Raw genomic sequence first — 19106 nt, 5'->3', positions numbered from 1 at the left:
TAATACCTCTTAACATTGTCATCTTCGGTCGATGTCTAATATTTAGATTTTTTTTTAATTTACCACTCATTGTCTTTTTTGTCAAATTTATAACTATCTGATTTTTAATATTTTATTCTAACAGCGACCACGAGTCGTAATAGTTCCGTGGAATTCCATTTAAAAAACGACTCGGCCGGGATAAAATCGTTCCCTGTATCTTTTCATAAATATTGATAGGATAAGTAATATACAGCCCCTTCTTTGCGCGGGTGGCGGCCACATACATTAGCCGCCGTTCCTCTTCTAGTTCATCTTGATTATCAATGGAATACATCGATGGAAACTTCCCGTCAAGAGCCCAAATGATAAACACGGTATGCCATTCTAGCCCTTTGGCCGAGTGGATGGTGGATAAAATCAGCCTTTCAACGTCCTGTACGGGCGATCTCCCGGTCGGTTCGAGCTCGGATACCAACTCGCTTGGGGGTTCAAGTGTGATGTCGCTTAAGAAGCCATCGAGATTGAGATAACGTTCCGTAATCGCATAGAGATGTTCGAGATCCTTGATCCGTTTGGGGTGGTCGTCAAATCGCTGCGATAGGAGAGGAATGTAATAGGTGTAGATTCGGTTCAATTGCTCGGAAGGAATTTGGAGGGCTTCCCTCAGATCTTCGAACAAGCGGGTCACCTCTTTCAGCACCGATCCCCCCGAGGCCTGAAGGCATTGCGTTTTCAATGCGGTCAGCCAATCCGTCCCTCTGGCCATGGACGCCGCTAGGGTTGCAATAATGGCCTGGCTCTTTTTGGGCCCCACCCCTTCGATCAAAAGGAGAAGCCGGTTCCAACTCACGGCATCTCGGGGGTTCTGCAAAACCCGGAGATGGGCCAGGACGTCTTTTATATGAGTCGTCTCGATGAACTTGAAGCCCCCCCGCTTTACAAAGGGCAGACCATGCTTGACCAACTCGATTTCTAGATCAAAGGAATGGTGACTTGAACGGAAAAGAACCGCGATCTCCCCCAGCGGCACTCCTTCTTCCCGCAGCTCCAATATTCTTTGGCAGACGAACCGTGACTGCCAGTTTTCGTTCTCGGCCCGAACCAGCACCGGACGATTGCCTTCCCTTTGATGGGTGAAAAGGTGCTTGGGATATTTTTCATGGGCCTGATTGATGATTTCGTTTGTCAGGTTGAGAATCGGCTGCGTGCTCCGGTAATTTTCTTCCAGTTTAAAGATTCGTGCCTTGGGAAACTCTTTTGGAAAATCCATGATGTTCTTAAAGTGGGCTCCACGAAAGGAATAAATGCTCTGGGCATCATCGCCGACCACCATAATATTCTCATGCCGCGTGCAAAGGAATCTGACCACACGCGCCTGAATTTTGTTGGTGTCCTGATATTCATCCACCATAATCGCTCGATAGGTATCTGAAAGTTGTTCACGAATATCCTGACGGTTTTCCAGAAGTTCCCGCAGTTTGAGAAGCAGGTCATCGTAATCCAGAAGCGATCGCTGTTGTTTATAATCGGCGTAGGCCTTCTCCAACTTTAGGATCGGCTCAAGATGCTCGGAGAAGTGGGGGTAATCCATCAGGACGATCTCTTCCAGTGCGGTGGCCTTGTTCGCCGAAGCGCTGAACATATCCGCCAGGGTATTCTTTCGGGGAAAACGTTTCTCTCGATCTCCGAGCCCCCGAGCATTACGGAGCAGGTGGACCACATCCTCGCTGTCCGAACGGTCCAAGATGGTGAAGGCTGGATCCAACCCGATGGCCTTTCCATGTCGTCGAAGGAGGGTATTCGAAAAAGCATGAAAGGTCCCGCCGGCCACTCGATCGCACGCGGTTCCAAGCAGAATACCCGCTCGACTGAGCATCTCCTGAGCCGCTTTTCGGGTAAAGGTCAGCAGGAGTAGGTTTTGGAGTGGTAGTCCCGACTCGATCAGCCGGGCGACCCGGTAAACCAGGGTGCGGGTTTTGCCGCTTCCGGCGCCGGCGATCACCAGAACAGGCCCGTCCAAAGCGCTCACGGCCGCATACTGAGCCGGATTAAGCTCTTTCTCGTAATCGATCGTAAATCGCGGTGAAGTCTGGGCCGTGGAAGGTCGCTTTAATACATAATGATGATCTTCGATCACATCGAATCCTTTAGGCTTGAAATTCAAAACCGTTGTGCGTAAACTGATTGGTGACGTACAAAAAGCCCTATTGAAGAATAACACATCCGAAAACCGGCTTCAAGCATATGAACACAATTCGAGGCCAAGCGAATTTGATGCGTTTTTGTCTAATCAGTGTTATCGCGCTTTTCTGTCTTGTCTTGTTTAGCCGACCGGCGGAACCGGCGAAAGAGCGATGGCCGATCACTCCCTTAGCCGTGCACGCGCACCGCTACCAGGACTTCCAGCGGGATAGGGTCGTCTGCGAGGTGTTCGGTGAAATCAAAAACACGGGAAGTCAACCGGTCAAAGGTTTCACGCTTCATCTTGAGATGCTGGACGCGAAGGGAAAGAGGCTGACTCAGGAAGATCTGGCATTGCCCCTCCGCGTCATCGTTCCAGGGAACGCCAAGGGCGATCTTCGCGCCGTGAACCCGCAGGAGATCGGGAATTTTATCCAAGATACGGAAAACTGTCCGGACCAGTGGATGGAAGGAAGGATCAAGTTCAGTATTAAGTCGGTTCAGATGGAATAGCCACGATATTATCCAAGGTCTTTTTCCCGCCAAAAACACCTTTCATGGAAAAATCATCACGACGGCCTACTCGACTTGCCAGGATAGAAGGTTTGTAGTACTGCCTTGTCGTTTGATCAATGCCGTGATGATCTTCTCGGTGTCATGGATCGTTGCATGCGATTTCACCGAGAAATAGCTGCTTAGAACCCCGATCTGTCTTCGACAGGGCGAAGTCATATTGCATATGCCGACAGCCTGCCCGCAACCGAAGAAATCGGACATGGAACTATTTTCATAAGGCCGACGGTCCTGGATGCAGGCCGCGATATCCGCATTGATATTCTCATCCAGCGCTTCTATAATCGGAAGTTCAGCCGTATTGACATTGATAGGGTGAAATGGGGAGGAAACCGTCGTGACATAGGGCTGGATTTTCTTATAGATCTCCGGGGTGACCCCCCTTACCAGAAGTAATTCCGAGAGGGTGTCCATGAAGGCCTTTTTGCAACGATAAGGAGGAGTCTGCTGCTCATAATAGAATTCTTCGGGGCAGTCTTGTATGGAGTTCGAATCGACCCAATTCTGGGCCGCCTGGACGATCGGCTCGATCATATTTCGATCCACCTCCAGGACTTCCAGGAGTCGGATCAATATGGCTTGGGTATCGTTCCTCACCGTAGGATCTTTATTTCCCAGACGGTTGATGTCGATTTTGCCGGATTCATCCGTGATCTCGATCGAGACGGCTCCCTCGCCCACCGGATAGGCCGGTATGGGTTGCGCCCACAGTTCGGTCAAGGCGTCGTAGGCCCCGTGGTGTAGAGCGTCATCCTTCAGCGCAGCGCGGGCCGCGGCCACGCCCGATTTGGCCAGATAAATGGCCTGCACCTCATCTCGGAAATTTCCGGCCGTGATTAAATTCACTTTGGCGCCATAATCGAATTCCACGATGATGGCCGTGAGCAGCACCAGAATCACCAGGGTCAGGAGCAGCGCGATCCCTTGCTCGTTACGGAACGGCACGTCGAGCCCTGATTTCGCGACTCCTCGACTTATTATTTTCAAACGGATCGCCATTCTGCTACAATAATATCGAAGATGAAATCGTTCCTTTCAACTCGAAAACATGTGCCGGCCGCAGCGTGGGTCTGGGCCGCGGGATTATTTCTTTTTTCCCTTCTACTCGCCGCCTGCGGTAATAATAAAAACGATGGCATTGAGGCGGTATTCGTGGCCGATTTCAGCAATGAGCCCCCCAGCGGTGACAGCGACAGCTATTCTGACAGTTTTCTATCCCCAAACAACTCGGTCGTAACGGTCGGGGTCAAGAGCGTCCGGTTGATCATGTCGCAAGAAACCGATCCATCCTACACAATTTTCGATACCCAGAACAGCGCCACGCCCCTGGTCCTGGACCTTACCACAACCGCCCAGTCCGCCGAGATCAACAACGCCTTCCCCTCCGGATGTCCATGCGACTTCAGCCAGGTGCAGCTCGAATTGACCTACTTCGAACTCCAAGTCCCGGTGTACGTGAACAACGTTCCCCTCAATCAACGGTTTCGGTTCTATACGCTCGACCTGACCGATCCGCTCCTCGCCGCGCCGGTCAACGAGGGCGAGGTCCTCGTCGGCGACGTCACAAGCAACCCAAACTTTAGCTGGATAGACACCAGCAACGGGGCCTACATATCGCTCGCGGCGTCTAGACCCACTGTCCCCTTGCAGGTCCCGGCTTCCCGGTTCCCCGATCACATCTACAGTTCCACCGTCACAATTGATCTTCCAAAATTTCTCCACATACCGAGCAGCCCGAAAGGAACGTTTGCCGTCAAACTGACCGTCCACGCAGGCAGCATGTTCTTCTTTGACGACACAGACGGCAACGGACGATTCGACCTTTTCACGGATGGATTGCTGGATGCCATCCAGCCCAACTCCCACTTCTATCCGCTCTACCCGACCATCGATGCCGCCGCCGGTTCCTAATCCCTTCAGCCGGACTTCTCATAGGTACTAACGAGGAAGGTCACATCCAAATATTGCTGATTGGCAAAACGCGTCCGGAAATGCAGGTTCTTGATCTTCAAAACATGCGGGGCTTGTTCGATTGCGGAAAGAAACCGCACAGCCTGATCCAACGTTACATTCTCAATCTTCATCTCGACCGAAACCTCCCGGTACTGGTCCACCGGCACAGCCGCCTGAGGCCGCATGTAGGCGATTTTGGACCGCACGTCGGTCGTCCCGGCCAGCGACTCCAGAAACGATAGAAGCGAAAAATTTCCCTGATCCTTTTTAATCCGTTCATCCAGAGAACCGACCTGGGTCTTGATCTGGACATATTCCCGACGGAATTGTCCCAGCGTGGCCAGGGCCTCCTCTTTCTGGCGGATCAGCCGGTCGAGTCCCTTTACCCGATCGAGATAGGATACGGCGGCGGAATAAATTCCGTAGAAGAGGAGTCCGATCAGCGTCACCCCGCCGATGATGAGGTAGATCCGCTCACGGGGTGTGATCCGGTCGCGCCGAAGCCGAACCAGAAGTTGCTGAACAAAAGCCGTTTGGAAAATAGCGTTCATCCCGCCCCTTTTGGCACCAAGGTCATCGTCAGGCGGAAGCGCACCCGGGACTGATCCGCACTGACCTTGGCGTCGCTGACCGTCACGTCTTTGAACGCCTCAAACTGTCCCAGCGAGGCCTTGATTTTATCCACGGATTCGAAGCTGTCCGTTTCGGCTTCCAACCGCAGGCGGCCCGGCTCGATCACGAAATCCTGGACCTCGATCTTTACCGAGGGAGGCATGCGTCGAGTCACTTCGGCCATCAATTGTAACGGCGTCCAATCGCCCAATCCAAACATCGCCGATTTCTTCTTCATGTCGGCGACGGCCGTCTTCGCCTGCTGAACCTCATCCACGACATTGGTCACGTCCGGGAACATGGCACGAAACTCCTCCCGGACTTGGGTCTTCAGCGCTTCATATTTGCTGACTTGAAGGTTGTACTTCATATAAAGATCCGCGGCGGCAACCGCCGCGACGAGAAGGGCCCCTACCCATACGTAGCGCGTGCGGGAACGGGATGCCGCAGCCGCTCGGCCGAACGCAAATTCCCCCTTGCGAAAGTTCATCCGCGACCCGTCCGCCGGCTGGGTCCCTTTCAATGCCAGCCCCAGACTCAGGGCCAAGGCCGGATCCCAACGGCTCCCGTTAACCGATGCGATCTTGGGCGTCGGGGTTAACGTACGCACCCCCAATTCAGACCCGAGATGAGACTCCAGACCCTTGAGTTTGCTTCCCCCGCCGTACAGGATCAGCTCGGTTACATTGGAACGGTTTGCCGCGGGTTCCTGATTTTGGCATACATGGAAGGTCCGGATCAGTTCCGAAACCAGCGGTTCGAGGGCCCGACCGATCGCCTGGGATGCGCCTTTCTGGTGAAGGGCGGAGACCCCGTCGTCCATCAGACCGGCCTGCCGTTTCCAATCCTCCGCCTCGGCCGGAGAAATTCCGCACGACTCCGACAGGACCGCGGTGACATCCCGGCCTCCCCACATAAGAGTCCGCAGAAAGCGGGGCTGTCCCCGGTGCAGAATGCAGACAACCGTTTTCGATGCGCCGATATCCAACACAGCCGTATCACCCTCCCCGCGGTTTCCGGCGCCGGGCCGCTCCGAAAAGACCTGATGCGCAAGATTCATCAAGGCCATGCCGTCCAACTCTACCGATTCCGGATTGATCCCGGCCCGGGCGAGTTGGTCCAGATAATTTTTCATCAGGTGACACGGAACAGCCGCCACCAAAACATGCGACTTGCCCTCCCCGACCTCGGTGACCTGGTAGTCCACCACGACCTCCTCCAGGGAATAAGGAAGAAGCCCCTCGACCTCGAATGGAACCACTTTTTCGAGCTTTCGGACATCCTGAAATGGGAGAATCAGCGTTCTCAGAGAGATCAAATGGACCGGCACCGAGACCACCACACGGTCCGTCGCCAGACGATGTTCGGCGATCCATTCCTTTAATCCGACAAACGGTTCCTTGGCCCATTCAAACGGGTCCTGAATCCGGGACAAATCTTTTTGATAACCGCCGGTCCACTCCACCCCTGTCCACTTTTTTCGTAAAGAGACCGCCTTGACGCAAGAAGACCCGAAATCAAGACCCAGGATCTGCTGTGTCATGGGAGACTTCATTGATCGCGGGCTCCCGGTGTAACGGCCGGCCGGACCGACGGGTCCACGAATCGATTGGCTTCGGAGGGTAAACCAGGACGCTGCGGGACGACCGCCGGGGGCGTCGAACCCACCGGACGGTTGGCTCCGGGCGAGGGATTGGGACTCCCGGTGGCGAGGGCCGAAAATGGAGACCCGTTGACATAAGGCGTCGGCTGTTTTAGAACGCCACGAAGCGAGAAATCCAGGTGACCGTCGGGGGTGGCCAGGGTTGCCAACAGCGCAAGCGGACCGGTCGGCTTGTGCAGTGTTACACGCGAATTGAAATTCAAGAGACTTTCCATAAATTCCGATCGAAGAAGAAGGCTCCCGCTGCCAACCAGATCCAGGGCTTCACCCTGTGCCGAGAAATTTTCAAGGTTGCTCATTCCTGCTTTTAAGGTCACGCTTCCGTTCAAACGTTTGAACCGGATTTCCCACCGCTTCAACCCCACCTCGCTGGCCTCAAGCGACATGATCCCCTGTCCCTGCATCCAGTCCTGATTCGTCCAGTCATGCTCAAACCGGCTGATCCGAACCGTGCCGAACATGTCCTCGGATGGGAGCTGAAACAACGCCGCCAGTCTTCCGAGTTCGAAACCCTTACCACTGGCCTCCAGGTGGTATTGAATTCCCTGCGTTGTCCGGCGAGCCGTTAAACGGCCGCGGGCTTCTCCCCCCCACGCCTGGATCGCCAAGTCCAGATCCATATGCCGCCGCAGAATCGCACCGATCGGCCAACCAACGGATATCTGGTCCGCCGTCATTAGAACCGGAACGGGATGCCCCGCCCGACTCACCGCAACCCCTTTCCAGACCAGAAGGAACGGAAACCGGACACGACTATCTTGGACCGTGACCTGAAGATTCGCAGCCTGCTCCACCTTGATCCGTATCCATTCCGAAAGTTTCTGCCAAGGAAAGGTCAGATACACAAAGATTGTGATGGTGATGGCGGCGGCGGTGGCGTATCCGAGGACCGTAACGAATCCCGTCCGATGTCGGCTCATCCATTGAAACCACCCGGTTCGATTCATGACGACTGGCCGATGGGAATATCGGTTTGGGTGATGAACCGACGTTCCTGACCGGCGTGATCTTTAATGATGAGTTGGATCTCGACCGCCTTCGGTAATTTCTTTTTATCCGCATCGTTCCATTGATCCCACCAATCCTGTCCGTCGAAATACCGGAAGTTCAATCCGATCACCGACTCTCCGAGTTCGTACTCTTCCAAACTATTCACCGACGGACTGAGGGGGCTCGTTTCTTCCCGGTGCATCAGAACGGCCGTGTCAGTCTCCTGATCCGGAATGAGGGCGTACTCCACAATCGATACCGACGGGTCGGTGTTTCCTGCGCTGGCTAGGGCATGAGAAAGCGTCGTAAACCGAAGCGTATCCGCGGGCTGCGCGCCGCCGGTCCCGTCCTCGCCATCGAACAAAAATACCGACGCGCTCCCGGCGTCCGAAGACGGACGCCAGTAAGCCGACCTCAGTTCGGACGTCATCCGCTCCATACTGACCCGGACCATTTGATCGATTTCACTCTCTTGATCCACGATCTGCGTGGACCGGAGTACCGCATTGAAGGTTTCATACAGGAGCGTCACGAGCACCACGGCAATCCCCAAGGCGATCAAAAGTTCCAAGAGCGTAAACCCACTCGGGTCATCCCAGGCTCCCGTCTTCACGATTTTTCATCCACGACAAAGGTGTCCAAAATGACCGACTGCTGACCTTCGCCCTCTCGCCATGTCACCGTAACATTCACCTCGCGGGCGAAATCAAACGGGGTTGTGGTGACCGTTTGGGTCCAATTGAATATGTCGTCCGGTTCGGGGAAATCGCCGGCGACCACGCCGAGCGGCGGAAAGCCCGCCATCTCCACCTCGGACATTTTTTTCTGAGCCAGAAGCGTGGCCCGGGTAATATATCGCGCCTCCTGGTGCTGAAGGATGTCGCGATTCCGGAGTCCGAGGAGAACCACGAAGGTCACCGCCAGAATGGAAAGCGCAACGACCACCTCTAATAGCGTGAAACCCTCGTGCCCCAATCGATCAGAAGGACGGGTTCGTTGTCTCTTCTCGATACCCATCATAAATCTTCACCCGTCCCGTGACCGGGTTGACCACAAGCGTCAAGTTGTCTTTCCGCTCATCGGTCAAATGAACCGTTGTCTTGTCCACACGACCCACAGGATAAAAATCGGCGTAGGCCACTCCCAACGTCACCTTACCCTGTTTCAGCGTGTTCACATCCGCAAACCGAACGATTTCCGGCAATCGCGTGCGCGACACGACGTTTGTGTCGACCTGGACGAATTCGCCTTCCCCGGATTGAACGGCTACCCAATACTCCCGCCGGTCCAGATCGAAATTCAGTCGATAGACCTGCTTGGTCGCTGCGGCCCGATCGGCCAGGAAATAGACCGTCCGAACCAGATGGCGGGCCGATACCCTCAAATCGCTGGAGCCGATCGTGTGAATCGTCGGAAAGGCCAAGGCCACAACCACGCCGAGGATCAGCATCACGACGGCCAGTTCGAGATAGGTGAAGCCGCGTCTATTCGATATCCCAGCTCTGAACATCGGCGTCCTTTCCTTCCCCCCCCGGCTCGCCGTCCCCTCCGTAGCTCATCAAGTCGTAATCCCCATGAGAACCCGGACTGATGTAGACGTAATCGTGGCCCCACGGATCCTTGGGCAGCTTGGGGAGGTATCCGCCTTCCCGCCAATGCTGCGGGATGGTGCCGATCGTGGGCGCCGACACCAGGGCCGGCAGGCCCTGTTCCGTGGAGGGATAAACGCCGTTGTCCAGCTTGTAGAGATGCAACCCTTCCTCGATGTTCTTGACCTGGACCTTGGCCGCCGTCCGACGAGCCTCGTCCGTCCGGCCCATGATTTTGGGGACGACGATCCCGGCCAGCAGCGCCAGAATAAAGACGACCACCATGATCTCAATCAGCGTAAATCCGGATTCCCGCCGCTTAAACCCCGGACGGCTCGCGGTCCGCGCGGACCATGCGCCGCCTCGAAAATTGGATAAATCTTGCGTCCTATCGGATACTTCATATACCATCATTTACCTCACGATTTGACTGAGTTCAAAGATCGGCAGAAGAATCGCCATCACGATAAATCCGATTATCGCTCCCATCACCAGAATCATCACCGGCGTGAGGAGGGCCGTCAGCGTGCCGATAATCGCTTCCACCTCGTTGTCGTAAGCCTCCGAAACCTTGATCAGCATCGGCTCCAGTTCCCCGCTCTTCTCGCCGACGGCGATCATGTGCGTCACAAGCGGAGGAAACATCCCGCTCTTTCTAAGGGGTTCGGCCAGGCTCTGTCCCTCGCCGATGTTTTGTCGGGCCCGATCGATGGCCTCGGCCAATACCGCGTTTTGAACCACGTTTCGGACCACATCCAAGGCCTGAAGCAAGGGGACGCCGCTGGTGAGCAGCGTACTGAGCGTCCGCGTAAAACGCGAAATGGCCACCATGAGGGTCACCCGGCCCATGACCGGCATCCGCAGCAGGAAGCGATCATACTGAATCCGGCCCGCCGGCGTCTTGATGTATTGCTGCAGGGCGAAGATTCCCAGGGCCCCCGCCAACAGGATGACCCACCAGTAGCCGTTCAGGAAATGGCTAACCGCAATGAGGATAACCGTCGGAAGCGGCAGAACCTGATGCACTTCCTCAAAAATCAGTGTGATCTTGGGAACGACAAAGGTGACCAGTCCGAACAGGATCAGACCCCCGATGACCACCATGAACAAGGGATAGGTCAGCGTGGCGATGAGTTGGTTGCGAAGCTTGACCTGGTATTCAAGGTAATCCGCCAGTCGGAGAAGCATGCCATCCAGGGTGCCGCTCGCCTCCCCCGCCCGTACCATATTGATATAGATTTCCGAAAACACGGACGGGTATTGCGCGAGCGCCACCGCCAGGGAGCTGCCTTCCTTGACCCGTTCGCGAATCCCCGCCACGATCCGTTTCAACTCACCTTTTTCCAGTTGATCCATCAGGGCGGAGAGGGCTTCCATCAAAGGGAGTTTCGCTGCGGTCAATGTCGCGAGATGGCGGGTCATCAGGGAGACTTCCATCATTCCAACCCGCTCCGCCACCCGGATGCGCGACCGCCAAGAAAGAGGCTGACCGGAACGGTCCGTTTGGATTGAGGATCCGGCCCCGTACGACACCTCGCCGGCGCCTTCTACAACATCGGTCGGATAGATGCCCGACTGCCGGAGTTTTGCCCGCGCGGTCTTGGGACTATCCGCGTCGATGATGCCGGAAATATCCCGGCCTTCAGTGGTCAGGCCCTTGTACTCGTAAACCGCCATCGTCCGTTACCCTACCACCAGCTCTTCCTGGGTCACGCGCAGCACCTCCTCCAACGTAGTGGTGCCCTCCATGACTTTCCGCGCACCATCATCCCGGAGAGTCAGCATTCCCTTCTCGATGGCGCGATTTTTGATCCGGTTGGAATCGACCTTGCCCAAGACCATCTGGCGGATTTCGTCATCGATCAGAAGAATTTCGTAAATTCCGGTCCGTCCGTGGTATCCGGTCCTCTTGCAGCGGGCACAACCCACCGCACGATAAAAGGTCGGCGGCCTCGTGCCGCTTTTCAATCCCAACTTGGACGACTCCTGCGGCGTGGGAGAGTAAGCCTGACGACAGTCCGGACAGAGCAATCGCACCAACCGCTGAGCAAAGATCGCGACCACGGAGGAGGCGACCAGAAAGGGTTCGATCCCCATGTCGATTAGACGCGTGATGGCCCCCGCCGTATCGTTGGTGTGAAGCGTCGAAAAAACCAGATGGCCGGTCAGCGACGCATGAATCGCGATCTCGGCCGTCTCGGCGTCCCGGATTTCTCCCACCATGATCACGTCCGGGTCCTGGCGGAGTATGGAACGGAGACCGTTGGCGAAGGTCAAGTTGATTTTGGGATTGACCTGCATTTGTCCGATTCCCTTGAGCTGATACTCGATGGGATCCTCAATGGTGATGATGTTTTTGTCGGGGGAGTTAATCCGGTTCAACGCCGCATACAGTGTCGTCGTCTTTCCGCTTCCGGTCGGTCCCGTGACCAGCAAGATGCCGTGGCTGAGCTGAATCAAATGAAACATCGTCTCCCGGTCCTCCTTCGTCAGACCGATGTCCTCGAGATTCAAAAGACTGGTGCTTTTGTCCAGAAGCCGCAAGACAACCCGCTCGCCATGGGCCGTGGGAATGACCGAGACGCGGATGTCGACATCCCGACCGGCGATCTTGATCCCGATCCGACCGTCCTGGGGCAGACGCTTCTCGGCGATATTCAATCCGGCCATGATCTTGATCCGAGAAATGATGCTGGATTGAAACCGCTTCGGGGGCGTCAGAATCTTGTACATGATTCCATCGATCCGGTACCGGATCTCCAAGTCGCGTTCAAACGGCTCTATGTGAATGTCGCTCGCCCGGTCCTTCACGGCCTGGAACAAGGTTGAGTTCACCAAGCGGATGATCGGCGCTTCGTCCGTGGCTTCCAGAAGATCCACAGGCTCCTGGAGCTCGCTGGCCAGGAGGTCCAGGCTTTCTGTGCTCAAGTCCTCGATCACCTGTTGAGCGGTATCGGACGCACGGTCATAGACTTGGTTGATGCAATTTAAAATCGTCTTGGCGGAGACCAGAACAGGCTGAACATCGCGAGCCAGCAAAAGGCGGGCATCGTCCAATGCGGAGATCTGGAGCGGATTGGCCGTGGCCGTCATAACACGGCCGTTCTCCTCACGAATGGGGAGAATCTCGTATCGTTTGGCAAACCCGATCGGGATTTTGGAAAGGAGTACGGGATCCACCTGGGTCGGGACTAGGTCCGGAAGGCAGGGAAGATGAAACTGACGGCCCAATGCCTCCAGAACCTCGCTCTCCTTAACCGCGCGCATTCGGACCAAGACCTCGCCGAGCAGCCCGCCTTTTTCCAGTTGCTGGGCCAAGGCCTCTCGGATCTGTTCGGCAGAAACGGCATACTTCTCTTGAAGAATCTGACCGATGCGTTGCCACGGGCTGGACATGGACGAAACTACCTCTTGTTCTGGGGGGGGTTGATGCTGTTCAGAAATTCTCCGGTCAGCGTTTGATCTCGCAGGGCCTCTTTTACCAAATGCGTTTTCATGTACTCCGTTTTCTGCTGCCGGAGTGAATCCAGGTCATTATTGTCATGGACAACATGTGGGGTGAGAAAAATGAGGAGATTCGCTTTGGTAACATGCTTGGACTGATACTTAAACAACCAACCAATCAGCGGGATATCTCCCAGAAGAGGGATCTTCGTTGTGGTGTTGTTTATGTCGTCCCGCATCAGGCCCCCGATCACCACCGTTTGGTGATTGTCCACAATCACCGTCGTCGTCGCCTCCCGTTTGTTCGTGGTGGGCCCCAACTGGATCAGAACCGCCTGCGGAGTGTCGGCGAGACTGGAGATTTCTTGGCGGACATCCATGCGGACGCGATCTCCCTCCAGGATTTCGGGTGTCAATTCAAGCGTTACACCGACGTCCTGACGGGTGATCTGCGTTTGCGTCACCCCGCCGACCGTCTGATTGTTCCCGGTGATAAAGGGAACATTTTGGGCGACGACGATCTTGGCCTTCTGGTTGTTGGTCGTCAAGATTTGCGGCGTGGACAGCACATTCGTATCCGTCGCACTCTCCAACGCCGAAAGGAGGATCTTGACATTCACGGTGCTAAGCGCAAGATTCAATCCTCCCCCCGTACCCCCCGCCACCCCCGTTATGTTCGTCAAGTTGGCAAGTTCGGAGAGGTCCTCATTGGCCGAACCGTAAATCGTGACATTTTGATTGTTTGTCTGGTAGCCGCCCAACGCACCTAATTGGGTTCCCAATTGCCGCAGTTTGTCCTGTGCAACCTCCATGATCACGGCCTCGACATAGACCTGGCGTCGACGCACATCAATTTTTTTGATCACTTCCTTTAGCATTTCGTAATCTTTTGGGGAAGCCGTGATTAGCAAGGCGTTGGTCGCCTTGTCCGGTATGATTTGAACCGTTCCCTCAAACTCCCCCGGGGATTTGCCGGCAGGGCGGCCGGGGACGGGCGGGGCGGCGGTCCGGGTCGCCAAGCTTGTAAGCAGTTTGGCCGCTTCCTCCGCATTGGCGTTTTCAAGATAATACACATTGATATCTCGCTCCGGGGGCACTTCCGATGCCGGAAGAATCTGAATCATTTCACCGGCCGGGACGGCTGTGAGGCCCTTGATTTCCATGACCGATTGAAAAACTTGGTAGACTTTGTCCACCGAGATTTTTGAGGGAGAAAAAATGGTCACCTTTCCACGGACCCGTTCATCAATAATGAAGTTTTTCCCAATGATTTCACTGACAAATTTCACGAAGACCGGAAGGTCAACGTTGTTGAAATCGAGGGTGATGAGCCGGTCCTTCGTCGGCTTCGGCAGCGTCGGCGTCGGAGGTGGTGAGGGGAGAGATGGGTTCGCCGGCTGTTCTTGAGACGAGGAAGGGATCTCTTCCTTGGACGGTTTTGGCGGTTCCGGCAATTGAGATGGAGCAGGAAGAGACGGGTTCGCCTGTTTTTCTTGAGACGGTGTAACGACTCCTCCCGTGGAGGGTTTCACCGACTCCGGTTTCGAAGATGAAGACGGGGGAGATGGAATCGCGGGGGTTTCTTGAGCTCGGGCATCGGCCGCAAGGTCCACCGGGAGAAAGGCCCCAATTCCCATGAACAACCCGAAAACCCATGGAACAAAATGAACGATCGGCATGCAACTCCGCATTCGAATCGTTTGGACTCGTTTTAGAGGGCGGAACAGACGCGAACCGTTCGCCGTCCCCTCAACGAATCTCATAGGAGAACGACTCTTTTTGGTTATTCCGCATCAAGTCCATCGAGATGTTGGTCTCATCCTTGAGTTGTGTGAAGACCTGCATAAACGACTGGGGATCCTTCACCTCGATTCCGTTGATGCGTTGAATCACATCCCCGTTCCGTAGCCCGATCCGTTCATAAAAACTGGCGGGCGCGATCGAGACGATCCGGAATCCGTCGCTTTTACCATCCGGGGTAAGGTCAGGTACCACCCGGGCTTTGGTCAAAAGCTGCGGTAGATTTTCGAGGGCGGACGCCACTTCCTGCTTGTCCAGAACCCAACTGTTCTGAGTTCCTGTCGACCGGGGGATCACGGCGGGAACCGCGGATGCGGGCCGGCCTAAAAGGGACTGGCCCGGCGGCGTTTGGGTCGGGGTGTCCCCCTCCTCAACCGTTACGGTCTCCCGAATCTTCCCGCGTAGAAACGTAACTTCATTTCGCTCGACCTCAATCAGCTTCGCATCCGGTTCGAGGAGGTCGTCGATGTGATAAACACGCTGTTCCTTCGTCCCCAAGTCCTCGATCACGGCAAGGGATTCGTCGGCCTCGCCCACGCTCGTTCCCACCAGCCGGACCCGGAGCGGCGGCAGTTGAACCGGCTCAGGCGCCACCGCTTGGGGGGGAGCGATGGCCGAGGCTGGTTTGATCCCAAAAATATTCCGGTCCACAATGGAGGAGTAGACCTCGGTCGTCGGTTTCACCTGCGCCTCGGTCGTAGCGGCCCATTCCACCGCGGGTGAACGGGCCGGCAAATCCAGTTGGCGGCCGATAAATAGACTCACCAGATCAGCGACAAAATAACTGAAACCCAGAAGAAATAGAATATTTAGGGTCCAAAGATATCTTTTCATGGTGAGCACCTCCGCTTACCGGCCATGCCGGGTCCGATGAACGAGCCTTTGAGTCAATTAATTATAGACGTTTTCTTGAGAAAGTTCAAATAGAAACACCCTATGTCCTCGTTTTAAACCCCCGACCTTAAAGCGAGGGGATTCCTGGAATCTGGCCCTCGGAAAATCGAGGCAACTGTCATCTTATAATTACCGGAAGGGTGACTCTGAGGAGTCGTTTCCGGCAGATCATCCCGTCCTCTCAACAAAACGTCTCTAACACATCTAAATTATTAGTGATCTTCCTGATCATTTGAATGTTCTCCAGCCTCTAAGCCGGGGGGGGATCTTGTTTGAGGATATGGGGCGTCGATTCAACTGAGAGATAATTTGTCATATCTAAAATAGCTTGTCAACACCCATGCTCCTCTCCGTGACGCCATTCACCATGAAAAAGACAAACCTTGTTCGGACTTGGAATGAGCGGCGGTATTCGGCTGGGATCGATTCTTTGAACGGGTAACACGCCCGGTGATGTCGGCGTTGACTCTCACCGGAGCGTGTGATATACAAGACTTTTCACTGAGGAGCAGTTTGTGTTGTTCCGTTCCCACCTGGGCCTTCGGGTCATCCGGATTCTTCTCTTTGCAATCGATGTCGCCGTCGCCTACCGCGTCCATTTCTGGTGCTCGCCGTTCTACGGCGAAGAGACCCTCCGTCGGCGGCGTTCTCGTCTGCATCAAAAAAAGGCCGACCGCCTGTGTCGGCTGGCGATCGATCATAAAGGCATCTTGATCAAGCTCGGACAGTTTATGAGCGCCCGGGTCGACCTTTTACCGGAGGAGTACACCAGAATTCTGGCCCGGCTCCAGGATGCGATCCCTCCGGCCGATTACACATTGATCAAACGACGTCTTCGGGAAGACCTGGGAAGGAATCCTGAGGAGGTATTTTCAACCTTTCATGAGATTCCGATCGCGGCCGCCTCGCTGGGACAGGTTCACGAGGCTGTTCTGAATGACGGACGAAGGGTGGCGGTCAAGATTCAGTACCCCGGTATCCGGAGGATCGTTCAAGCGGATCTTCGCGCCGCGCGGTGGGCGTCTGGGTTTCTTCAACGATTCCTCCGCCAGATCCGTTTCGATATCCTCTACCAGGAATTTACGCGCATCCTACAACAGGAGTTAAACTATATTCAAGAAGCGCGAAATGCGGAGCGGTTTCATCAAAATTTCGACGGGGACGACCGGATCGTCGTCCCGAAGGTGATCTGGGACTACACTACGCCGCATGTCCTGACCCTGGAATTCGTGGAAGGGATCAAGATCACCGAGTTCGAGGCGATTCGGGCCGCCGGCGTGGAGCTCCCGGCCCTGGCGCGACTCCTGATGGAGTCCTACATGAAGCAGTTGTTCGCGCACCGGTTTCTTCACGGGGATCCGCATCCCGGAAATTTATTCGTTCGACCGGGCCGGACCGCGCCGGACGGCCGGTCCCGCGAACCGGTTTTGGTTTTCGTCGACTTCGGCCTGATGCAGTCCCTTACCCCCGCCATGCGGGAAGGGATCAAGATCACGGTCGGTGGAATCATCGACCGGGATATCCCCCGCATTGTCCAGGGACTGGCGGATCTCGGCTTCATCGACCGGACCGGGGATCACCAAGCGATCGAAAAGGTTGCGGCCTTCTTCATCGAGAAATACCGCGACATCTCCCCTAAGGCTTTTCAGGAGATCGGGATCGGCGATATCGCCCATGACCTGCAGCAGATCTTCAGCATCTCCTCGGCCCTTCAGATTCCCAACAACTTCATCCTGATCTGGCGTACGCTGGGGATGTTGAACGGGATTAATTCCAAACTGGATCCGAACTTGAATATCATTGAACTGGCCAAACCCTTCGCCGTTCCATTCATCCGAGCGGAAGAGGGCCTGTTTGACCGATTTTGGAAGACGGGGCTGGAGGTCGGCGGGCCTCTTCTGGCGCTTCCGAAGGCTCTCGAGACTTTTTTAAACTTCGCCAACCGCGGTGAATTCAAAACCCAAATGTCATCGGAGGATGTCACCGGGGCCCTATTGAGTCTTTACCGGCTGGTTTACCGCGCCATCCTGGGGGCTTTCTTGCTGGTCCTTCTCATCCTTGCCCGATTTTATCAGCATCAAGGAGACGCGCTCGAAAGCCGTACGGCTTGGACGGCTGCGATCGTCATGGGAGGCTTTCTCGTGTGGTCTTTTCTCAGGGGTCGCCGGTGAACCGACCATCCGCTGGCCATCGGAATGTTCTGATGACCGCTCTGGGTCTCACGGGAATCGTCGCCGGTCTTATCCTGATCCGACTCTTACTCCAACAGGATCCAAGCCTTCAATTACGGGAAAAATCCCTCGAGGTGCTTCGGAACGCACTCCAAGAACAGGATCCGTTTGCGCGAAGCGCGGCCGCCAAGGCGATGGGCGACAGCACCGACCCGGCCGTGATCCCCTGGCTGACGGTCTGTTCGAAAGACACGGACGCCACCGTCCGCCTTTTTTCGGTCGAGGCCGCGGCAAACTTCGGATCTCAAACGGCCGTCCGATTCATCGAGCCCGCGATGGCGGATCCGGATGTTTCCGTTCGGATGACGGCCGTTCGGGTGTTGAGCGGACTGAAGTCCGAGGCCCCTCCATCGCTCCTGACGAAAGCGTTGAAGGACGAGGACCCGGACGTGCAATTGCTGGGACTGGGCACGGCCGTCGGTATCATAGGAATGGATTCGCATTCCAACGCGCTCACGATTTTTGAACAGGCGATGAAAAACGAGAATCCGGAGGCTCGCCTAATGGCGGCGACGGGACTCGGTAAAACGGGCGACGTCCGGGCTCTGCCCCTGCTCACAAAGGCCCTTGAGGATCCGGACGCAACCGTCCGGAGCTACGCCGCCCAAGCCCTGGCCGACCTCGGAACCTTCCACGCCATTCCGGTGCTGTCCAGGGCGTTAAACGACCCCGATGCCGAGGTTCGCAGCCAGGCCGCGCTTGCCTTGGGAACCTACAGAACATCCGAGGTCTTGTTTCTGCTTCAACAGGCCGCACAAGACCGCGATCCGTTCGTGCGGCTCTCGGCCGCTGTGTCTATGATAAAGCGGCACGACCCGCGGTCGTTGGAATTATTGAAAGACGCTCTCGCCGATCCCGACTACGGCATTCGCAGCTCGGCCGCAAGGTCGCTTGGGGAGGTCGCGCGGTCGGAGGACTTCGATATTGGAACAAAAGCGTCACCAATGCTCGTTCCATTGCTGACGGATCCCTCATCGCGTGTGCGCTCGGCCACGGCGCGAGCCCTGGGCATGATGGGAAAACCCGACGCGTTACCCGCACTCGCCGAGCGGCTGAATGATGCCGATGGGTCCGTACGATGCTACGCGGCGGGCGCGATCCTACGGATCCTTCACGAACCCCCGCCAAGAGGAGGGGCGCACAAAAATGCACCTCAACAAAAAACGATGGCGCTTCCGGGCCAGCCATCCTAGA

17 protein-coding genes are annotated in these 19106 nt (G+C 55.7%); 4 read left to right on the top strand and 13 right to left on the bottom strand.

What is annotated here, in order from left to right:
* Positions 1–112 precede the first annotated feature (112 nt).
* A complete protein-coding gene (locus tag VMN77_05945; GenBank protein HTN43323.1) occupies positions 113–2119 on the bottom strand; it encodes an ATP-dependent helicase in 2007 nt (668 codons plus the stop codon).
* 290 nt (positions 2120–2409) lie between these two features.
* Between VMN77_05945 and VMN77_05940 the strand changes: the two genes are divergently transcribed.
* Positions 2410–2676 carry a hypothetical protein gene (locus VMN77_05940; GenBank protein HTN43322.1) on the top strand — a complete coding sequence of 89 codons (267 nt, stop codon included), beginning with the start codon at positions 2410–2412 and terminating at the stop codon, positions 2674–2676.
* 66 nt (positions 2677–2742) lie between these two features.
* Here VMN77_05940 and gspK read toward each other — a convergent pair whose 3' ends face one another.
* Positions 2743–3735, bottom strand: coding sequence for a type II secretion system minor pseudopilin GspK (gene gspK / locus VMN77_05935; GenBank protein ID HTN43321.1), 993 nt, complete (start codon positions 3733–3735; stop codon positions 2743–2745).
* A gap of 153 nt (positions 3736–3888) precedes the next feature.
* On the opposite strand from gspK, the gene VMN77_05930 reads away from it, so the two are divergent.
* Positions 3889–4647: a hypothetical protein gene (locus VMN77_05930; protein HTN43320.1), complete on the top strand. Its 759-nt coding sequence runs from the start codon at positions 3889–3891 to the stop codon at positions 4645–4647.
* A 5-nt stretch (positions 4648–4652) separates the two neighbouring features.
* On the opposite strand, the gene pilO is transcribed toward VMN77_05930, so the two are convergent.
* The 11 genes from pilO to gspC all read right to left on the bottom strand — a co-directional run bounded on the left by pilO (position 4653) and on the right by gspC (position 15621).
* The gene (gene pilO, locus VMN77_05925; GenBank protein HTN43319.1) at positions 4653–5240 is read right to left on the bottom strand and encodes a type 4a pilus biogenesis protein PilO; all 588 of its coding nucleotides are present in this window, start codon (positions 5238–5240) and stop codon (positions 4653–4655) included.
* Positions 5237–6844 carry a type II secretion system protein GspL gene (gspL, locus tag VMN77_05920; protein ID HTN43318.1) on the bottom strand — a complete coding sequence of 536 codons (1608 nt, stop codon included), beginning with the start codon at positions 6842–6844 and terminating at the stop codon, positions 5237–5239. The genes pilO and gspL overlap by 4 nt, the downstream gene beginning before the upstream one ends.
* An 8-nt stretch (positions 6845–6852) precedes the next feature.
* Positions 6853–7884: a type II secretion system protein GspN gene (gspN, locus tag VMN77_05915; GenBank protein HTN43317.1), complete on the bottom strand. Its 1032-nt coding sequence runs from the start codon at positions 7882–7884 to the stop codon at positions 6853–6855.
* A 23-nt stretch (positions 7885–7907) separates the two neighbouring features.
* Positions 7908–8567, bottom strand: coding sequence for a type II secretion system protein GspJ (locus VMN77_05910; protein HTN43316.1), 660 nt, complete (start codon positions 8565–8567; stop codon positions 7908–7910).
* Positions 8564–8974 carry a prepilin-type N-terminal cleavage/methylation domain-containing protein gene (locus VMN77_05905; GenBank protein HTN43315.1) on the bottom strand — a complete coding sequence of 137 codons (411 nt, stop codon included), beginning with the start codon at positions 8972–8974 and terminating at the stop codon, positions 8564–8566. The genes VMN77_05910 and VMN77_05905 overlap by 4 nt, the downstream gene beginning before the upstream one ends.
* Complete coding sequence (locus VMN77_05900) at positions 8934–9464, bottom strand: type II secretion system protein (protein HTN43314.1); 531 nt, start codon at positions 9462–9464, stop codon at positions 8934–8936. Before VMN77_05900 ends, VMN77_05905 begins: the two co-directional genes overlap by 41 nt.
* The gene (gspG, locus tag VMN77_05895; protein HTN43313.1) at positions 9439–9954 is read right to left on the bottom strand and encodes a type II secretion system major pseudopilin GspG; all 516 of its coding nucleotides are present in this window, start codon (positions 9952–9954) and stop codon (positions 9439–9441) included. The genes VMN77_05900 and gspG overlap by 26 nt, the downstream gene beginning before the upstream one ends.
* Before the next feature lie 3 nt (positions 9955–9957).
* Positions 9958–11220 carry a type II secretion system inner membrane protein GspF gene (gene gspF / locus VMN77_05890; GenBank protein ID HTN43312.1) on the bottom strand — a complete coding sequence of 421 codons (1263 nt, stop codon included), beginning with the start codon at positions 11218–11220 and terminating at the stop codon, positions 9958–9960.
* Positions 11221–11226: 6 nt separating this feature from the next.
* Positions 11227–12939 carry a type II secretion system ATPase GspE gene (gene gspE, locus VMN77_05885; GenBank protein HTN43311.1) on the bottom strand — a complete coding sequence of 571 codons (1713 nt, stop codon included), beginning with the start codon at positions 12937–12939 and terminating at the stop codon, positions 11227–11229.
* A gap of 8 nt (positions 12940–12947) precedes the next feature.
* Complete coding sequence (locus VMN77_05880; protein ID HTN43310.1) at positions 12948–14666, bottom strand: secretin N-terminal domain-containing protein; 1719 nt, start codon at positions 14664–14666, stop codon at positions 12948–12950.
* A gap of 70 nt (positions 14667–14736) precedes the next feature.
* A complete protein-coding gene (gspC, locus tag VMN77_05875) occupies positions 14737–15621 on the bottom strand; it encodes a type II secretion system protein GspC (protein HTN43309.1) in 885 nt (294 codons plus the stop codon).
* 575 nt (positions 15622–16196) lie between these two features.
* On the opposite strand from gspC, the gene VMN77_05870 reads away from it, so the two are divergent.
* Both VMN77_05870 and VMN77_05865 read left to right on the top strand, forming a co-directional pair.
* Positions 16197–17852, top strand: coding sequence for an AarF/UbiB family protein (locus VMN77_05870; protein ID HTN43308.1), 1656 nt, complete (start codon positions 16197–16199; stop codon positions 17850–17852).
* Positions 17849–19105 carry a HEAT repeat domain-containing protein gene (locus VMN77_05865; protein ID HTN43307.1) on the top strand — a complete coding sequence of 419 codons (1257 nt, stop codon included), beginning with the start codon at positions 17849–17851 and terminating at the stop codon, positions 19103–19105. The genes VMN77_05870 and VMN77_05865 overlap by 4 nt, the downstream gene beginning before the upstream one ends.
* Position 19106: the final 1 nt, after the last annotated feature.

The sequence above is a fragment of the Nitrospiria bacterium genome (assembly GCA_035498035.1).
Lineage (GTDB): Bacteria > Nitrospirota > Nitrospiria > JACQBZ01 > JACQBZ01 > JACQBZ01.
This window is presented reverse-complemented; position numbering and strand designations above follow the sequence as displayed.